Here is a 16621-nt window from a genome sequence, read left to right as displayed (position 1 = left end):
TGCTAAAGTGAAAAATAGTAAGTTACTATTCAGAAAAAAACAATAGAAATGGAGGAATAAACTATGTATGGATGCACAAATAATTCAAATGGTTCAAATCAATGCACAATAATATTAATAATCGTAATATTTGCACTACAGGGATTATTAAATGGATCATCTCAATCTAGGACAGCTTTAGTACTATTATTCTTATTCTGGTTATGTGGAAATAGAGGCTGTGGAAATAATGCACCAGCTCAAGTTAATACTTGCGCAATGCCAATTCAAATGCCAATGAGCAGCTGTTGTATGCCAGATCCTTGCTGCTGTAAATCTAAAAAGCGCCGTCATCGCGGAAGCTGCACTTGCAAATGCGAGAGAGTAAAAGTATGCTGTAATCCTGGAAGATGCTGCAACTAGAATATAATTAGAAAATGATATTAGATTACCAAAGAGCAATTGTTAAAAATAAACTATAGATTAATGATACTGATAGCAGAAGAGGGATGAAGAGGAATAAAGAACAAACAAAAGATTTTCAAATGAGTAACAACGAAAAAACAATATTATATGCTGAAGATATTGAATAACGAGTATTTGATGATAAAAAAATAATTTATAAAAAGGAGATAAAAACTATGTTTGGATGCGGAAATAACAATGGATGCACAATCATTTTAATTATAATAATATTAAAATTTTTAGGCTTATTAGATGTTTGCAACCCAAGTTCTAGAAATGCCATAACATTATTACTTCTATGGTGGTTATGTGGAAGCGGTAACTTCTTTGGTGGAAACTGTGGAGGAAATAGATGCAACAATTATGGTGGAATGATGCCAATGCAAATGAATAACTGCTGTATGCCAAGATCTTGCTGCTGCAGATAATAGAAAGTAATAGATTAAACAAAAGATATAGGAATACAAAGGCTAGTTGTTAACGAAAGAAATAGAGATGCGAAAGGTTCAAGTTGTAATTTACGAAAGTAATAAAAAATGCCGATATATTGATAAGACTCTCAAGAGTTAATTGCGAAAGATAAAATAGTGTGAAGACCATGGCCCGATGACGGGGGGTTTCTAGAAAGATAAGAAAATTAGCAGTCCATGTTTATCATGGATTGCTTTTTTAAAATTTATATATAATTTGAGAGGTGAGTCTATGGGAAAACATAAACATAGAAGACGTGATTCAGGATATGTTCAACAACCAATGAATCAAGGTTTTAATAACGGAAATATGGGAATGAATTCTGGGCAAATTAATGGACAAAATCAATACGCACAAAATGGAATGAATCCAGGAATGAATATGAATCAACAGGGTCAAGGGATGAATGGTCAAGGACAAGGAATTAATTCTAATATGGACTTAGGCATGTCACAAGGTATGAATCAAGGGTTTAATTCAGGGATGAACCAGGGTATGAATAATGCGGCAATGAATCAGAATCCTATGAATATGATGGGGAATATGATGAATAATCCGTTGCTTGGCTTATTAGGCGGCTTAGGTGGCTTAGGAGGCAATAGTGGTGGCGGAATGCCTGATATGAATGGTATTGTTCAGCTTTTAAATGGATTCGGCTTTGGAATAGACCCATCAATAGCCAATTTATTAGGTGGCGGAATGGGTGGCAATGGCAGTAATGGCGGTAATTTTGATATGATGCAGATGCTTGGGAGTTTGTTAGGTGGAAATCTAGGAGGGGGAAGTCAAGCACAGCCTCAAAGTCAAGCAAGTGGAAGCAGTCCAACAAATTCACCTTTTGATGAATTGTTAACTCAAATTAGTCCAGATCAGATGAGGACGATTCAAAGTATATTACAAGGCCTAGGAATTAATGGATTTCAGCAGCAGAGTGCTCCAGCACAAAATCAGCCAGAAAGGAAAGATGAATCATTAGAAGAAATATTAGCAAACTTAGATTTTAATGCTATATTAAATAATTTAGATGATCAGAGTTTCTTTGGAATGGATTTTACAAATGTAAATGGTGATTCTTTGGATGATATTGATGTAGACGATATAGTTAATGGAGAAGCATTTGAAGAGAATATGGGAGAAGTTAAGGATGCGGACATAGTTGAAGAAAATATACTTAATAAAGAAAAGGAGTTAACTCAGGATGATTATAAAAAGTTAATAAATGTTTTAATTAAGCTTATTGATCCGAATAAAATTAGACTTCTTCAAAAGGTATTTAGTGAGTATGAAAAAAAAGTAGAAAGTAAATAAAAAGTATTTTAACGAGTATAAAAAAGTTAAATGAGTCAATAATAATAATGTAATGGGAGTTAAAATCTCCATAAGCCTTCAAAAGAAATTTTGAAGGTCCCCCCCCATCCCCCTTGGGACCTGTATAGGTCCCGTTTTTTTTATAAATAAATGAAACTGCTTAATTTAATAAGCAGTTTCATTTATTTAAGGACAAGTTTTATTGATATATATTAAAAGATGTTATCTTATATGGGAAATCATCATCGTTATATTTATTAATCATTAAATTTATAGTCAGATTACTGATTTTAGAGGAATCAGAGGTATTAGTTGCTCTAAAATTTAATACCCAGTTTGCGCATGTAATAGTTCCATTTTCTTGCCATGCTAAATCAGTAAAATACCCATCTTGGAACTTAAAATTATTTGAGCCATTAGCAAGTTTAAAGAGACTCTCTAAATCGGAGCCACTAATTTGTGAATAAAAGTAGTTTGGTACAGAGATATATTGGTTAGGTAAAGATTGTACGAGAGAAATCAGATTACTGATTGTGTCTGCACCGGCTAAGGAAAGTGGATTTGTATTGGTAAATTCCTCGAGGTTTCCTTTATTGTAAATATATCCTTTGAAATCAATGTTTCCACCTTCGTAGTTTCCGATTATGACTTTAGGAGTTTTACTATTATTACTATCGAAAAAACCTAATAAGTTGTTTGTAGAACTAAATAAATTAACATACTTATTTCCATCCCATGTGAATATGTGTTGTACAGGCTTGTTATGAAAAGAGGATTGAAGAAAAATCTCTTTAGAATTATCTCTAGAGATGTCTAGAGTAGATATTCTAATAGGCCAATAAGCACAATATTCACCTAAAGTTGGAAGGTCTTTGGAGTAATCCAGACTGAAGGTTTTGCTTTTGTTGAGATTGACTTGGGCTATTAAACCTTCACTGGTATGTTTAATTAGTATAGTATCCTTCGCTTTGTCACCATTTAAATCTTCCTCCAGAATGTTATCCTTTTGAACTAGATTAAATACAGGCAGGGAAGAGTCGCTGGCAAAAATAAATTCATAACCACTAAAAAGAATTAATGCACATATAAGGATAACTAAAATTTTATTATTTATTATTAATTTTTTTAACATATAATCACCTCTCTTGATAAATTATATGTAATTAATGACTTAATAATTAATGAAAATAAAGGAAATAAAAAAGAGACTAAAAAATAGTCTCTTAATTACTTTTTTTACATTCAGGGCATATTCCGTAGAAATAAACTTTGTTAGATAAAACATCATAGTTAGTGTTGCATTTAACTGTTTGATTTAACTCTTCAAAGGTTACTCCTTCAAGATCATCAACTTTTGCACAACAAATGCAGTGAATATGAGGATGAGATGTAGTCATTCCATCATATCTAAAGTTGCCTTCTCCTACATTTAATTCTTGAACTAATCCAACCTCAACTAAAACCTTTAGAGTTTTATACACTGTAGCTAAGCTCATTGTAGGATACTCTTCCATTAAAGCTTTATGAATAGTTTCAGCAGATGGATGTTCTTTAGTTGATTTAAGGTAGTTGTATACGGCTATACGCTGAGGGGTAAGTTTAAGTTTCTTTTCCTTAAAGACCTGAGTAAAGTTTGTATCCATTAAATCACCTCAGATATATTTTTTAATTATTATATTATTATAAATATTATATAATAAAGATTATCCGTTGTCAAAAGGAAATTTATTGCATAATATTTTTATTAGTAAGAAAGATAGGGATTAATTACGTAAGGTGAAATTAAATGTAAAAATTTTGATTTAATTAAAATATGAAGGGTTAATTTATCAATATAAATAAATCAAGTAATGAAAAAATAAACATATATTATATTATATGGAAGGAGGAGAGTGGCTTGAAAAAAACATATGTGTTAGATACAAATGTTATACTTTACTCATCTGGAGCTTTGTTGTCCTTTGGAGATAATGATGTGGTAATACCTGAGGTGGTATTAGAGGAATTAGATGAATTTAAAAAGGATAAAAGTGAGTTAGGTCAAAATGCAAGGCAGGCATCAAGAATTATTGATGGGTTGAGGAAAACAGGAAATTTAAGCAAGGGCGTTGTTCTTCCAAATGGTGGGATATTAAGAATTGAAACCAATGGAATAGCGACTGAAATACCATTGTATTGGGATAAAAGTAAAGCTGATAATAGAATACTTCAAGTATGTAAAATGCTAAAAGATGCGGGAGAAGAAGTAGTTCTTATTACCAAGGATACTTTTGAAAGAATAAAAGCTGACATAGTTAATATAAAAAGTGAAGATTTTTATGAAAAAGTAGTTCCACAAGAAGAAGAGCAATATACAGGCAGAATTGAAGTGTATGTTTCACAGGAAAAAATGGCTCAGTTTTTTAATAAAAAACCTATATCAAAAAAAGATGTTCTTTGTTATCTAGAGGAGCAGGATGAATATTATGTTCCAACCTTATATATAAACCAATTTGTGTTGATGAAAGCTTTGGAAAGTGAAAAGCAGACAGCTTTAGGACGTTTTGATGGAGAAAATATTGTGCCTCTTTATTATAGGGATTGTAAGCCACTAGGATTAAGCACTAGAAATGCTGGGCAGAGGTTTATGCAGGAATGTTTATATGCCGATTGCAAGGTTGCACCATTAGTTATTGTAAAGGGTCCAGCTGGAACAGCAAAGACGTTGTTTTCATTGGCTGTTGGCCTTCAGAAAATAATAGAAGAAGATACAGGGGAATATAGAAAAATTTTAGTGTGCAGACCAAATGTTACTATGGACGAAGAAATAGGATTTTTGCCAGGAACAGAAGAGCAGAAAATTTCACCGTTTATGAGGCCTGTTTTTGATAATTTAGAAGTGTTGGTGGATTCTGACGAGAAGGAACGATATAAGAATGAAAAGGAGTTACAAGATAAGGTAACTGAATTATTTGATAGAAGAATTATTACAACAGAAGCTATAGCTTATTTAAGAGGTCGTTCAATTATAAGACAGTGGGTAATAATTGATGAAGCACAAAATCTTTCACCAAAACAGGTAAAAGCTATTATTACAAGGGTTGGAGTTGGAACTAAACTAATTTTAATTGGTGATCCAGATCAGATTGATCATCCTTTTATGGATTCAAGGTCAAATGGATTGTGTTATGCTTCAGAGAGAATGAGGGGAAGCCACCTATGCTATCAAGTTACTTTGAAGCATGAAGAGTGTGAGAGATCACCATTGGCTTATGAAGCTGCAAAGAGATTATAGATAATAGGCAAAAGAAGTGATATTTAGAGTATCACTTCTTTTTTTGTTTAAAATTTTATAAAAAGTGGACATAAAATATGATATACTAGGTTTATTGTAGAAGGAGGGACTTAGAATGAATGATTTTTTATTGAACATAGTACTTGTAATACCAGCAATTCTAATTGCTTTTACTGCAAAGGGCTGGGTTCAAGCTAAGATTGCAATAAAGCTAGGAGATAATACTCCTAAGGCATATGGAAGGGATACTTTCAATCCAATACACCATATAGATATAGTTGGATTTATATTTATGTTGATATTTAGATTTGGTTGGACAAAACCAATGCAGATAGATAGAAGAAACTTTAAAAATTACTTTAAGGATGATTTAAAAGTAAGAGTTGCAGGTGTGGCAGCTAATTTAGTTGTAGGATTTATTGCCACAATTGCATGGGTTGCTTTTGGAACGTTTGCTAAGGGAACTAATATAAATATAGTTATTTATAATATTATTCTAAACATTGCCGTGTTAAACTGTACATGGTTTGTGTTAAATTTATTGCCTATTCCTGGTTTTGATGGTTTTAACATTATCATTGACGTTTTAAAAAATAAATCTATCAAATATACAGATTTTATGCAAAGGTACAATTTACTTATCTTTTTAGTGTTAATTATGCCTTTAATAGGTAATAGCTCAATTTTAGAAATAGTAGTAGGGGTTCCAGGGAAAATGATTTTTGGTTTCTTCTGTAATATAGGTCTTATGATTTTTTAAAATTTTAATAGAGATAGTCTATTTGGTTGTAACATAAAAATCAAAAGTAAGTTAATGAGTGAGTGCTTAAGGCTGAAATTTAGCTTTGGACGCTAATACAAGAATAAAGCTTGGATAAAATATACATTGAGAAATAAGGAGCGATTTTAATGAGACTTAGGAAAAAGCACTGGGCAAGACCAGAGTTAGAAGCAAGTGAAGTGGTAATATATGACAAATATGATCATTGTGGAAAGTGGAATAAAGAATTTGGGAATAACAATCCTATACACTTAGAATTAGGATGTGGAATGGGTGGCCACATAAGCCAAAGAGCAAAGAAAAATAGTAATATAAACTATGTTGGAATTGATCTTAAAGATGAAGTTGTGGTTTATGCTTTAAGAAAAGTTATGAAAGAATTTGAAGATGTAAAGCAATGTAAAGATATTAATGCAAGGCTTATGGTATTAAATATAATGCTGATAGACAATGTATTTGGTAAGGATGAGATTGAAAGAGTATATATTAACTTCTGTAATCCGTGGCCAAAGGAAAGGCATAAAAAAAGAAGGCTTACTTATACTAAATTCTTAGAGTCTTATAAAAAATTCTTAAAACCAAATGGAGAGATTTGGTTTAAGACAGATGATACAGGTCTATTTGAAGAATCACAAGAATACTTTAAAGAAAGTGGTTTTGATTTGGAATTTGTGACTTATGATTTACATAATAGCGGGTTTGAAGATAATATAGTAACTGAATATGAAGCTAAATTTACTTCTTTAGGAATGAAGACAATGTTCTTAAGAGCTAGATTAAAATAAGCTAAACATTTATATCCTGTCAGGGTTTACTACTTTGATAGGATTTTTTTATTATTAATGAGTGAGAGTACAAATTATTATTTTGTTGATATTTATTTTATTATATGATAATATACTAAAAATACTAAAAACAAAAGGGGACATGGAGATGGATTTTAAATTATTACCTAAGATTGAGTTACATTGTCATTTAGATGGAAGTGTTAGACCGCAAACGGTATTAGATATAGCTAAAGAAGAAAATGTTGAGCTGCCAACTTATGAAATGGAGCAGCTAAGGGGCTTACTTGAAGTTCCAGAGGATTGTACTTCCTTAGTGGAGTATTTAAACAGATTTAATATTCCTTTAACAGTAATGCAAAGCAAATCAGCTTTAAGAAGGATAACTTATGAGCTTCTTGAGGATGCGGCAGCGGAAAATGTAAAATATATAGAGATTAGATATGCTCCAGTTTTACATGTGAATAAGGGATTAACCTTAGAAGAAGTAATTGAAAGTGTTTTGAAGGGTATAAAAGATGGTGAAGCAGATTTTGAGATAAAAGCAAACTTGATTTTATCATGTTTAAGACATAGAGGACCAGAAAGTGCAATGATGGTTGCAGAAGCTGGACGAAGATTTTTAAATAAGGGTGTAGTTGCTATAGATTTATGTGGAGCAGAAAATGAAGGCTTCTCAAAGGAATATGTTGAAGTTATAAGCAAAGCTAGAGAGTATGGATATAGAGTTACAATTCATGCTGGAGAAACAGGATATGGCTCTAATGTTGTTGATGCAATAAACCTTCTTCATGCAGAGAGGATTGGACATGGTGTATCAATTAAAGATTTAAAAGAAGCTTATGATTTAGTAAAGGAAAAAGGAATCTTATTGGAAATGTGCCCTACAAGTAATATTGACACTAAAATAGTTAAGGGATATGAAGATCATCCTATTTATAAGTTTTATAAGGATGGTATTAAGGTTTCCTTTAATACGGATAACAGAACTGTTTCAAACACTAACGTAACTAGAGAGTGTGAAGAGATTAATGAAAAGGTGCAAATAAGTCTTGAAGAGTACAAAAATATTTACTTAGATTCAGTAAATGCGTCATTTGCATCGGAGCAGGTTAAAGAGGAATTAAAGAAATATATTTAAATAATAGATAGGCAGTAAAGTTAACTTTTAATAGTTAATTTGCTGCCTGTCTTATTTTAATAAGGAGTTAAAGGTATCACTAGTGATATATCAATAGTGATACATAGATAATTATATATCACTATTGATAATATACTCACTATTGATATATAATATAAGTATAAAAACAAATATAAATTATAGGAGTTGAGAAGATGGAGAAAATTGCATTGATTACCGACAGTGCTAGTGATATAACTAAGGAGCTAGTTTTAAAATACAATATTAAAGTGTTGCCTTTTAAAATAATATATAGAGATAAAGAATTTAGTGATGGTATAGATATAACCTCGAAAGAAGTGTATGAAACTTTAGAGAGTAATACACCAACAACTTCATTACCTTCAATGGCTGAAATCGAAGGGGTTTTTGAGAGTTTAAAGGCTGAGGGATACACTCATGCTATAGCTGTTACTATATCATCAAAACTTTCTGGATTTAATAACGCAATTAAACTTTTATCTGAAGAATATCCTGAAATTAAAACCTACGTACATGATTCAAAATCTATTTCTAAGGGTGAACAGATATTGATTGAAGAAGCTGCAAAAATGATTGAAGCTGGGAAGAACTTTGATGAAGTAGTGGCAGAGCTTCCAAAGATTAATGAAAGAATCAAGATTTTCTTTGTAATAGGCACATTAGAGTATTTAATTAGAGGTGGCAGATTAGGAAAAGTTGCTGGGACCATAGCACAGTTTTTACACCTTAAGCCTATTGTAAGTGTGGATGAAGAGGGCGAGTACTACACTTATGCTAAGGTTAGAGGAAGAAAGCAGTCTTTACATAAGATTAAAGATATTGGTGAAGATATTTTAAATAATAAAAAGTGTGAAGTTTTTCTTATGCATGGTGAAGCGGAAGCAGAAACATTGGAGTTAGCTGAAAAGTTTAAAGAAAACTCTAATGCAGTAAGTGTTAATTTTGGTGGATATTTAAGTCCAGTGTCAGGAGTTCATTCAGGTCCAGGTTTTATAGGGGTACTTTTTTACGAAAAGGAGTAGAATTGGATGGGTGAAGAAAGTGGCAAAGATTTTGCTAGTATAAAGGATGAAGAGAAAAGGCTGTATGAAGAGTATAAGAGAAAATTAAATGAGCTTAGAAAAGTTAAGGTGGAAAATGAAGCCGTTGGTCAAGTTTTTACAAAGGGGCTTCTGCCAATTTATACTCTGTTTGTATTATCTCAAGGGCCTACTAATGGCAATGATATTTCGCAGCAGATAGGAAAGAGGACTAAGGGGTATTGGATTCCGAGTACGGGCGGGATTTATCCACTTTTGAAAAAGCTTGAAAAGCAAGGCTTTGTTGAAGGGACATGGAATGGAAATAAAAAAGCACAAAAAATTTACTCATTGACAGAAGCTGGATTTGAAGAATTTGAAAATAAAAAAGTTTTATTAAAAGAAAATATTGAAGAAGCCTTAGAAGTATTTAAAATAATAAAAGAAGATTTGTATGATTAAAAAGCTGTTACACAGGTTAATTAGAATAATTATGTCAGTAAAATGACAGGTATTCTAATGAAGCCTAGTAACAGCTTTTCTATTAAGCTTTTAGATAGGTTATTCCATCCAGTGGGATTAGCATTTGTGGTTCAGGATAATCATTTATTAATCCGATTAAATATAAAGTGTAATAATTGTCATTATTTAAATTCATGTTAGGAATGTATAAAATAGAAAGGGGGGAATCTGCTAGTTTTATGTCAACTATATAATTATTTGGTGGCAGTTCTATATATTTTGTTATATCTTTGTAGGAAACATTTTTATATAAAAGTGTGCCATTGGCAAGATAAATATCAATTGGTGATACATTTTCAATTAAATTAGATATTCTTATTTTAGCTTTTCCTTTTGTTGGATTATCCAATGGAACCTCGTCTACTGGGTGTAGAGATAAAGTTCTTGTATCTGAGTAAATTGCGTAGGTTATTATTGAACTTGGTTTTAATTGTATATCTAGGTTTAATAAAGGGGTAGATTTAGTGTTTTTAAGGTAAGTTTTTATGTTGTAAGCTCCATCAGGTAATCTGATATAATCGGTAAACTCTCTATATCTCAAATCGGGAACTGTAAGTTTATCGTTAATGTAAAGGTCCATATCGGGAGCCTTAGCTGCAGTGTGCACAAATCTCACATAAGCACCATTATCATTTGGGTCTTTAGGTGAGGTTCGAAGTAATACATTTTGGGAAAAATCATAATAGCGCATTTTATACCTCTATATTTAGTATTCTAGAATTAGTATATGAATAGAGGCATTGCAGTGTTACAAAAAGGCTATGGATAAAGTTTTTATCCATAGCCTTAAGTTTAAAACATATCTTTTTTGCTTAAATACATTATTGCACCTATTGTTATGAGTGTAACTATAAGGCACATATTAAAGAATCCATTTGGATGGTCGAAGAAAGGAATTCCACCTACGTTCATCCCAAGCATACCTGAAATTAATGTAGGAATTGAGATTACGATTGTAACAGAGGTAAGATACTTCATAACCTGGTTTTGATTGTTTGAGATTATTGAAGCGAAAACATTCATTGTTCCTTGAAGGACGTTATCATAAATACTACACATTTCAATTGCTTGTTTATTTTCGATTATAACATCTTCTAGGATATCTCTATCTTCATCGTATTTTGTTAGAATTTCTTGCTTTAAAAGCTTTTCTAAGGTTAAGTCGTTTGATTTTAGTGAAGTAGAGAAATATACTAAGGACTTTTGCAATGCAAATAGCTGAATAAGTTCTCTATTTCTTAGGGACTTATAAAGTGTTTTTTCTATTAACAAGCTTTTTTTATTTATTTGTCTTAAATAAAGCAGATAGTAATTAGAAATTCTATATAAAATCTGAAGCATAAATCGTACCTTTTTAAAAGTATAAAAAGATGGTACTTTTTCATGAGCAAAATCAAGTAAAACTGGACTGTTTTTTAAGCATACAGTAATTATGATATTCTCTGTATATATAATAGCTAAAGGATATGTATCATATGTAAGGGAGTTGTCGTCTATTTCTGTAAATGGTATGTCAACTATTACTAAAGTAGCGTTATCTTCAAATTCTATTCTAGAGCCTTCTTCTTCGTCAAGAGCTGCAGGAATGAAGTCTTGAGGAATGTTAAGACGTTGTGAGATTAATAATATTTCCTCTTTGGAAGGGTCAACCATATTAATCCAGGATCCTTGTTCAATTGAGTCGATATTTTCCAGAATGCCGTCAGCATTACTTCTATAAATTGTAATCAATGGTATCACCTCGTAAATTTAAGTCCATGAATATATTTTATCATTATATTTTTAATTGACAACTATATGTTTAAAAGTAATAATTATAATTGTGGAATAATTTAATTTTCAATCATAATTTTGCATTATCATAATTATAATATTAATGTCTTAATTAAAATATTTAAGAAAAAGGTACATTAATATGATTGGAGGTTATTATGACCATTGAAGAATTGCTGCTTATTGCCCTAGCAGTTTCCTTAGATGCCTTTGGAGTTGCTATTGCAATTGGTATAAATGATAAAGCAACAGTGGCAAAGAAATTTGCGTTTGCTCTTTCTTTTGGATTTTTTCAATTTTTATGCTCTTTTATAGGAGGAGTAGGAGGAAAGTTATTTACAGAAAATGTAGCAGCTGTACCTTCGCTTTTAGGAGGAATAGTAATTGCTATAGTTGGAATACTTATGATAAAGGAAGGAATGGAGGAGAAAGATGATAACTTTATTCTGTCTTTTAAAATGTATTTTGTACTAGGGATTTCTGTGAGTATTGATGCTATTGTTGTTGGGTTTATTACATTTTCATCTATCAGTAGTTTAGCTACTCTTGGATTAGCCACAGCGATTGTAGGGATTGTCACCATGATAATGAGCTTAATAGCGTTTATTTTGGCAAAATTCTTAGGGAAAATTAATGTGGTTGGAAAATATGGTGATTATATTGGAGGAATAATCTTGATTTTATTTGGAATTAAGATGATTTTCTTTTAGAAAGGATGAGTAATATGATAGAAACACTAAAAGATTTAAAAAGCGTTGAGGTATTTAACTTTTTCAAGGAGATGAACAAAATACCTAGAGGTTCAGGAAATGAAAAAGCAGTTAGCGACTGGTTAGTTAAATTTGCAAAAGACCGTAACCTTGAAGTAATTCAAGATGAGGCTCTTAACGTAATAATAAAGAAGCCAGCTTCAAAGGGATACGAGTCAGCACCAACTGTTATTTTACAAGGACACATGGATATGGTTTGTGAGAAGAATCAAGGAACAAACCATGATTTTGAGAAAGATCCTATAGAATTTATAATTGATGGAGATTTTGTCAGAGCAAATGGTACAACATTAGGAGCTGATAACGGAATAGCAGTAGCATTTGCTTTATCAATATTAGATAGAGATGATGTGAAGCACCCTGCTTTAGAAGTATTGATTACAACTGAAGAGGAAACAGGTATGGGTGGAGCTTTAGCTTTAAATCCAGATCATCTAAAAGGAAGAATATTAATTAACATAGATTCTGAAGAAGAAGGTGTACTTTTAGTTAGCTGTGCTGGAGGTGTTAGAGCTAGAATTTCAGTGCCTGTAGAGCTAGAAGAGGTTAATGGTAATTGTAAAGCTCTTGCAGTTAAGATAAGAGGCTTAAAGGGCGGACACTCAGGAATGGAAATTAACAAAGAAAGAGGAAACTCTAATAAGATGATGGGAAGATTCTTAATGGATCTTAACTCAGTAGTTGATTTCAAATTAGCTTCATTAAATGGAGGAGCTAAAATGAATGCTATTCCTAGAGAAGCTGATGCTGTTATTTTAGTTAAAGCTGAAGAAATAGCAAAAGTAGAAGCTAAAATAGCTGAATGGGATATGATATTTAAAAATGAACTTCAAGGAATTGATGACGAATTAAATCTTACAGTTGAAAGTACAGAAGCTGTGGCTAAGGTATTTACTGAAGACACAAAATTAAATGTACTTAGAGCTGTATTTATGATACCAAATGGAGTTCAAACTATGAGCATGGCAGTTTCAGGATTAGTTCAAAGCTCAACTAACTTAGGGGTTGTAACAACAAATGCTGATTCAGTTGAGATGGATAATGCAGTAAGAAGTTCTGTTGCATCACTTAAAAAATCTATAAAAGATCAAATGATAGTTCTTGCTGAAATGCTTGGAGCTTCAATTGAGCTAGAATCTGATTACCCAGAATGGGCTTATAAAGCAGATTCTAAAATAAGAGATATATTTATGGATGTATATGAAAAAACATTTGGTAAAAAAGCTGAAATTTCAGCTATTCATGCTGGCTTAGAGTGTGGATTAATTGGAGATAAATTTAATGGAGAATTAGATCAAATTTCCTTTGGTCCAAATATGTTTGATGTTCATACACCAGAAGAGAAGGTTAGCATATCTTCAGTAGAAAGAATGTATGAGTATCTTCTAAATGTTTTAGCAGAAGTGAAATAATTTAAGAGTTACCCCTGATAGTTATTCTATCAGGGGTTTATTCATTAAGTTGAATATTTTAAATGAGTAGAGTATACTTTAATAATGAGATGATGTCCTTATATGAAGTTTTATTTAAACTATAGTTATAGGGGAAAACATTTGAAATATTGAGAAGTATACAAAGTGGTATACGAGAGAATATAATAGTATACTGAATCAATGGATTTACTAAGGAAGGATGTTAATAGATATATGGATTTTTCAGCAGTAGTTTTAATGGAAAGAGAAAAGGAAACAAATTTTTTAGTTAAGGAACTAGGAAGTTATGAAGTTCATGATGGAGCAGAATATATTACAAAGTTATATTATGATGGAGAAAAAGTAAATTTGTATTTTGATACAAATAAAGAGGTTGAAGATTGGGAGTTCTCTGCAATTTATGATTTGTTTGATGAGGATGCATTTAAGGGATTAGTAACATCTATAGAAGTATATGATGAGGAATTTAATCCAACATGGATAGTTACGTTTGATTTCGATGAAAATCACAATGTGTTTGCAAAAAGATTAAATGATATATGTTCAGTTATTGCAGATGCAATGGAAAAGGTATTTAAGGATATAGAAGGCAAAGAAGAAGAGTATAAGTAAGCTTCCCACAGCAGGCTGGATAGCCTAATTACATAAATAATTAAAGGATGTACTGTTTACAGATATAATGTATAATGTAAGTATATCCTTTTGTTTTTCAGGATATTGTGGATAAATCTAAGCATCTATTTAGATGCTTGTTGAAGATTCGGGGGGAATAAAATGAATATATCAAATATAAAGGTTGTCATTACAGAGAAGGACTTAAATAGTATAGTTTCAGATGTGTTGACTGAATATGTCCATGTTGATGGATTAAAAATAGATAAAATATTAATTGATGAAAAAATAAGTGTGTCAGGAAGTTATAAATATAAGGTATCCATACCTTTTAATATTGAAATATCTATAAAAAGTGTTGAAAACAATACTTTATATCTTTCTATTGAAAAAATAAATGTGAAAAGTTTAAAGATATTTAAGGGAATAATAAATACTGCATTGAAAATCATTAGCTCAAAGGTTGAAGAATATGGAATTGCGTTTGAGAAAGATGTAATAAGTGTACATTTTGATAAACTATGTAAAGTAATTCCTATGGTTGATTTCAGCTTGAAAAGCTTAAAGGTTATTCCTTTTGGATTAGAAGCTGAGGTTGGAGATTTTAACTTTCATAGCGATAAAGGACAAGCTACCCAAGATGTAGGTGTGAAAAAAGAAGGTATTGAAGCAGCTGCCAATGAAGAAGATAATAAAAAAGAAACTGTTTCTAGTGTGGAAACGGTAAGTTGTGTAATAGAAGAGAATAAAGACCTTGAGGAAAAAGAGTATACCTATAGAAGGTTTAGAAAAGAACTTAAAAATAGATTTTCTGATAAAAATAAAAAGTATTATTCTTATGTAGTTTTAATTCCTGATATAACGGCTCTTTTATTTAGACTATATAAGGATCAAAGAGTTGCAAAGGAAATAAAAACTAACATATCCATTGCTTTAGGATATTTAATGTTTCCATTGGATATAATTCCTGATGTAATACCTTTTGTAGGAAAAATTGATGATATTGCTATTGTGTTTTATATTTTACAAAAGATATTATGTGATATACCAGAAGAAGTAGTATTAGAAAACTGGGAAGGTGACGCAAATATCATTGAATTATCTAGAGAAGCTATGTCTTTATTTAATGACAGATTTGGAGCAAAAGAAATTAAGAAGGTTGTGGATTGCGTTAGAATTGCAATGAAAAAAACTACAAACTTTTTTATTAAGTAAATTTATTATGATGGAGAGTAATTATGGCAGCTAAATATTATGCGATAAAAAAAGGTGAAAATTTAAGAACGGGTGAAAGTGTTAATAATATTATTGTTACAAGCTGGAATGAATGCCTAGCCTATGTTAAAGGTGTAAAAGGAGCTGTTTATAAAAGTTTTCTTAGTGAGGCTGAAGCAAAAGCTTATTTAAGCAGTGGAAATGCTTTGAAAAAAGGTGAGGATAAATATCCTGAAAATATACCTCATATATATGTAGATGGAAGTTATAATATAGCAACAGAGAGATTTGGCTATGGAGTTGCAGTGATATTAAAGGATGAGGTTATTTATGCTGACTTTGGAGGAGGACAGGATAAAGAGTGTAATCAAAGACAGGTTAATGGTGAGCTTAAAGCTGCAGTAGAAGGCGTTAAGCACTCCATTGAAATGGGGTATGACCATGTTGTACTTTTTTATGATTATGCTGGTGTATGTAACCATGCGGTGGGTTCATGGGAAAGAAATAATGATTTATCCGCTAAGTATTATGAATTAATGCAGGGCTTTATGCAAGAAGGAAAAATTAAAATTACTTTTGTAAAGGTTGATAGTCATACGGATGATTTATTTAATGATATTGCTGATGAATTAGCAAAACTTGGCGCTGAAGTATCCTTTACTAGTGTTGTGGATAAAGCTATAGGTACGACTGCTATTAAGGTTTCAAATGCTGAGGTGAAGAAAATACTCGGCAAAATAGTAAAGAAGAACATTAATAATGTGCTTTGTGAGGATGCTGCTGCTATTGATTTCTTAAGTGAAGAAGCTGAAAATTGTAAAGACGAAAGCATAGATGAAATTGAGGAAGCAATTGGGCGAATAAAGAAATTAAAGGACAAAGAAAAAGCAAAATTTGTTAAGTCTCTTAAAAAGGATATTCAAACTCAAATTATATTAAAGCTGATTTAGTGATGTTTATCTTATTAAAATCTATATTAAAGGATATTTATTTAGAAATTGCACATCATATTACTATAGTGTAAGAAGGGATGTGTTGATATGAAAAGCATA

Annotated in this window: 18 protein-coding genes; 14 read left to right on the top strand and 4 right to left on the bottom strand. The window is 31.3% G+C overall.

What is annotated here, in order from left to right; translation table 11 throughout:
• Positions 1 to 63 precede the first annotated feature (63 nt).
• The 3 genes from BN1075_RS09875 to BN1075_RS20765 all read left to right on the top strand — a co-directional run bounded on the left by BN1075_RS09875 (position 64) and on the right by BN1075_RS20765 (position 2223).
• Positions 64 to 402: a hypothetical protein gene (locus tag BN1075_RS09875; protein WP_040192994.1), complete on the top strand. Its 339-nt coding sequence runs from the start codon at positions 64 to 66 to the stop codon at positions 400 to 402.
• Between the two features lie 218 nt (positions 403 to 620).
• Positions 621 to 872 carry a hypothetical protein gene (locus BN1075_RS09870; protein ID WP_040192993.1) on the top strand — a complete coding sequence of 84 codons (252 nt, stop codon included), beginning with the start codon at positions 621 to 623 and terminating at the stop codon, positions 870 to 872.
• A 274-nt stretch (positions 873 to 1146) separates the two neighbouring features.
• A complete protein-coding gene (locus BN1075_RS20765) occupies positions 1147 to 2223 on the top strand; it encodes a hypothetical protein (RefSeq protein ID WP_052406498.1) in 1077 nt (358 codons plus the stop codon).
• Positions 2224 to 2422: 199 nt separating this feature from the next.
• Here BN1075_RS20765 and BN1075_RS09860 read toward each other — a convergent pair whose 3' ends face one another.
• Together BN1075_RS09860 and BN1075_RS09855 are read right to left on the bottom strand one after the other, a co-directional pair.
• Complete coding sequence (locus tag BN1075_RS09860; protein ID WP_040192992.1) at positions 2423 to 3355, bottom strand: hypothetical protein; 933 nt, start codon at positions 3353 to 3355, stop codon at positions 2423 to 2425.
• A 91-nt stretch (positions 3356 to 3446) separates the two neighbouring features.
• Entirely contained in the window at positions 3447 to 3866 is a 420-nt protein-coding gene (locus tag BN1075_RS09855) for a transcriptional regulator PerR (RefSeq protein ID WP_040192991.1), read from the bottom strand.
• Positions 3867 to 4120: 254 nt separating this feature from the next.
• Here BN1075_RS09855 and BN1075_RS09850 point away from each other — a divergent pair, with 254 nt between their 5' ends.
• From BN1075_RS09850 to BN1075_RS09825, 6 genes are all read left to right on the top strand, one after another.
• Complete coding sequence (locus BN1075_RS09850) at positions 4121 to 5497, top strand: PhoH family protein (protein ID WP_040192990.1); 1377 nt, start codon at positions 4121 to 4123, stop codon at positions 5495 to 5497.
• Positions 5498 to 5612: 115 nt separating this feature from the next.
• Complete coding sequence (locus tag BN1075_RS09845; protein WP_040192989.1) at positions 5613 to 6257, top strand: site-2 protease family protein; 645 nt, start codon at positions 5613 to 5615, stop codon at positions 6255 to 6257.
• 149 nt (positions 6258 to 6406) lie between these two features.
• Positions 6407 to 7063: a tRNA (guanosine(46)-N7)-methyltransferase TrmB gene (trmB, locus tag BN1075_RS09840; RefSeq protein ID WP_040192988.1), complete on the top strand. Its 657-nt coding sequence runs from the start codon at positions 6407 to 6409 to the stop codon at positions 7061 to 7063.
• 148 nt (positions 7064 to 7211) lie between these two features.
• Entirely contained in the window at positions 7212 to 8204 is a 993-nt protein-coding gene (add, locus tag BN1075_RS09835) for an adenosine deaminase (RefSeq protein ID WP_040192987.1), read from the top strand.
• Positions 8205 to 8398: 194 nt separating this feature from the next.
• Positions 8399 to 9247 (top strand): DegV family protein, encoded by an 849-nt coding sequence (locus BN1075_RS09830; protein WP_040192986.1) that lies wholly within the window; start codon positions 8399 to 8401, stop codon positions 9245 to 9247.
• A gap of 6 nt (positions 9248 to 9253) precedes the next feature.
• Complete coding sequence (locus BN1075_RS09825) at positions 9254 to 9706, top strand: PadR family transcriptional regulator (protein WP_040192985.1); 453 nt, start codon at positions 9254 to 9256, stop codon at positions 9704 to 9706.
• A gap of 82 nt (positions 9707 to 9788) precedes the next feature.
• On the opposite strand, the gene BN1075_RS09820 is transcribed toward BN1075_RS09825, so the two are convergent.
• Both BN1075_RS09820 and BN1075_RS09815 read right to left on the bottom strand, forming a co-directional pair.
• Positions 9789 to 10457 carry a DUF4397 domain-containing protein gene (locus BN1075_RS09820; protein WP_040192984.1) on the bottom strand — a complete coding sequence of 223 codons (669 nt, stop codon included), beginning with the start codon at positions 10455 to 10457 and terminating at the stop codon, positions 9789 to 9791.
• 101 nt (positions 10458 to 10558) lie between these two features.
• Positions 10559 to 11497, bottom strand: a complete 939-nt coding sequence (locus BN1075_RS09815) for a magnesium transporter CorA family protein (protein WP_040192983.1) — start codon at positions 11495 to 11497, stop codon at positions 10559 to 10561.
• A 200-nt stretch (positions 11498 to 11697) separates the two neighbouring features.
• Between BN1075_RS09815 and BN1075_RS09810 the strand changes: the two genes are divergently transcribed.
• From BN1075_RS09810 to BN1075_RS09790, 5 genes are all read left to right on the top strand, one after another.
• Positions 11698 to 12249, top strand: a complete 552-nt coding sequence (locus tag BN1075_RS09810) for a manganese efflux pump MntP (RefSeq protein WP_040192982.1) — start codon at positions 11698 to 11700, stop codon at positions 12247 to 12249.
• A 17-nt stretch (positions 12250 to 12266) separates the two neighbouring features.
• Entirely contained in the window at positions 12267 to 13721 is a 1455-nt protein-coding gene (locus tag BN1075_RS09805; RefSeq protein ID WP_407637972.1) for an aminoacyl-histidine dipeptidase, read from the top strand.
• Between the two features lie 234 nt (positions 13722 to 13955).
• A complete protein-coding gene (locus tag BN1075_RS09800; protein WP_040192979.1) occupies positions 13956 to 14354 on the top strand; it encodes a DUF6762 family protein in 399 nt (132 codons plus the stop codon).
• A gap of 162 nt (positions 14355 to 14516) precedes the next feature.
• Positions 14517 to 15569 (top strand): YkvA family protein, encoded by a 1053-nt coding sequence (locus BN1075_RS09795; RefSeq protein WP_040192978.1) that lies wholly within the window; start codon positions 14517 to 14519, stop codon positions 15567 to 15569.
• A gap of 23 nt (positions 15570 to 15592) precedes the next feature.
• Positions 15593 to 16519, top strand: coding sequence for a ribonuclease H1 domain-containing protein (locus BN1075_RS09790; RefSeq protein WP_040192977.1), 927 nt, complete (start codon positions 15593 to 15595; stop codon positions 16517 to 16519).
• Positions 16520 to 16621 lie beyond the last annotated feature (102 nt).

This window comes from Clostridium culturomicium (assembly GCF_000821305.1).
Lineage (GTDB): Bacteria > Bacillota > Clostridia > Clostridiales > Clostridiaceae > Clostridium_J > Clostridium_J culturomicium.
Note: the sequence above shows the minus strand (reverse complement) of the source record. Positions and strands in the feature narration are given on the sequence as shown.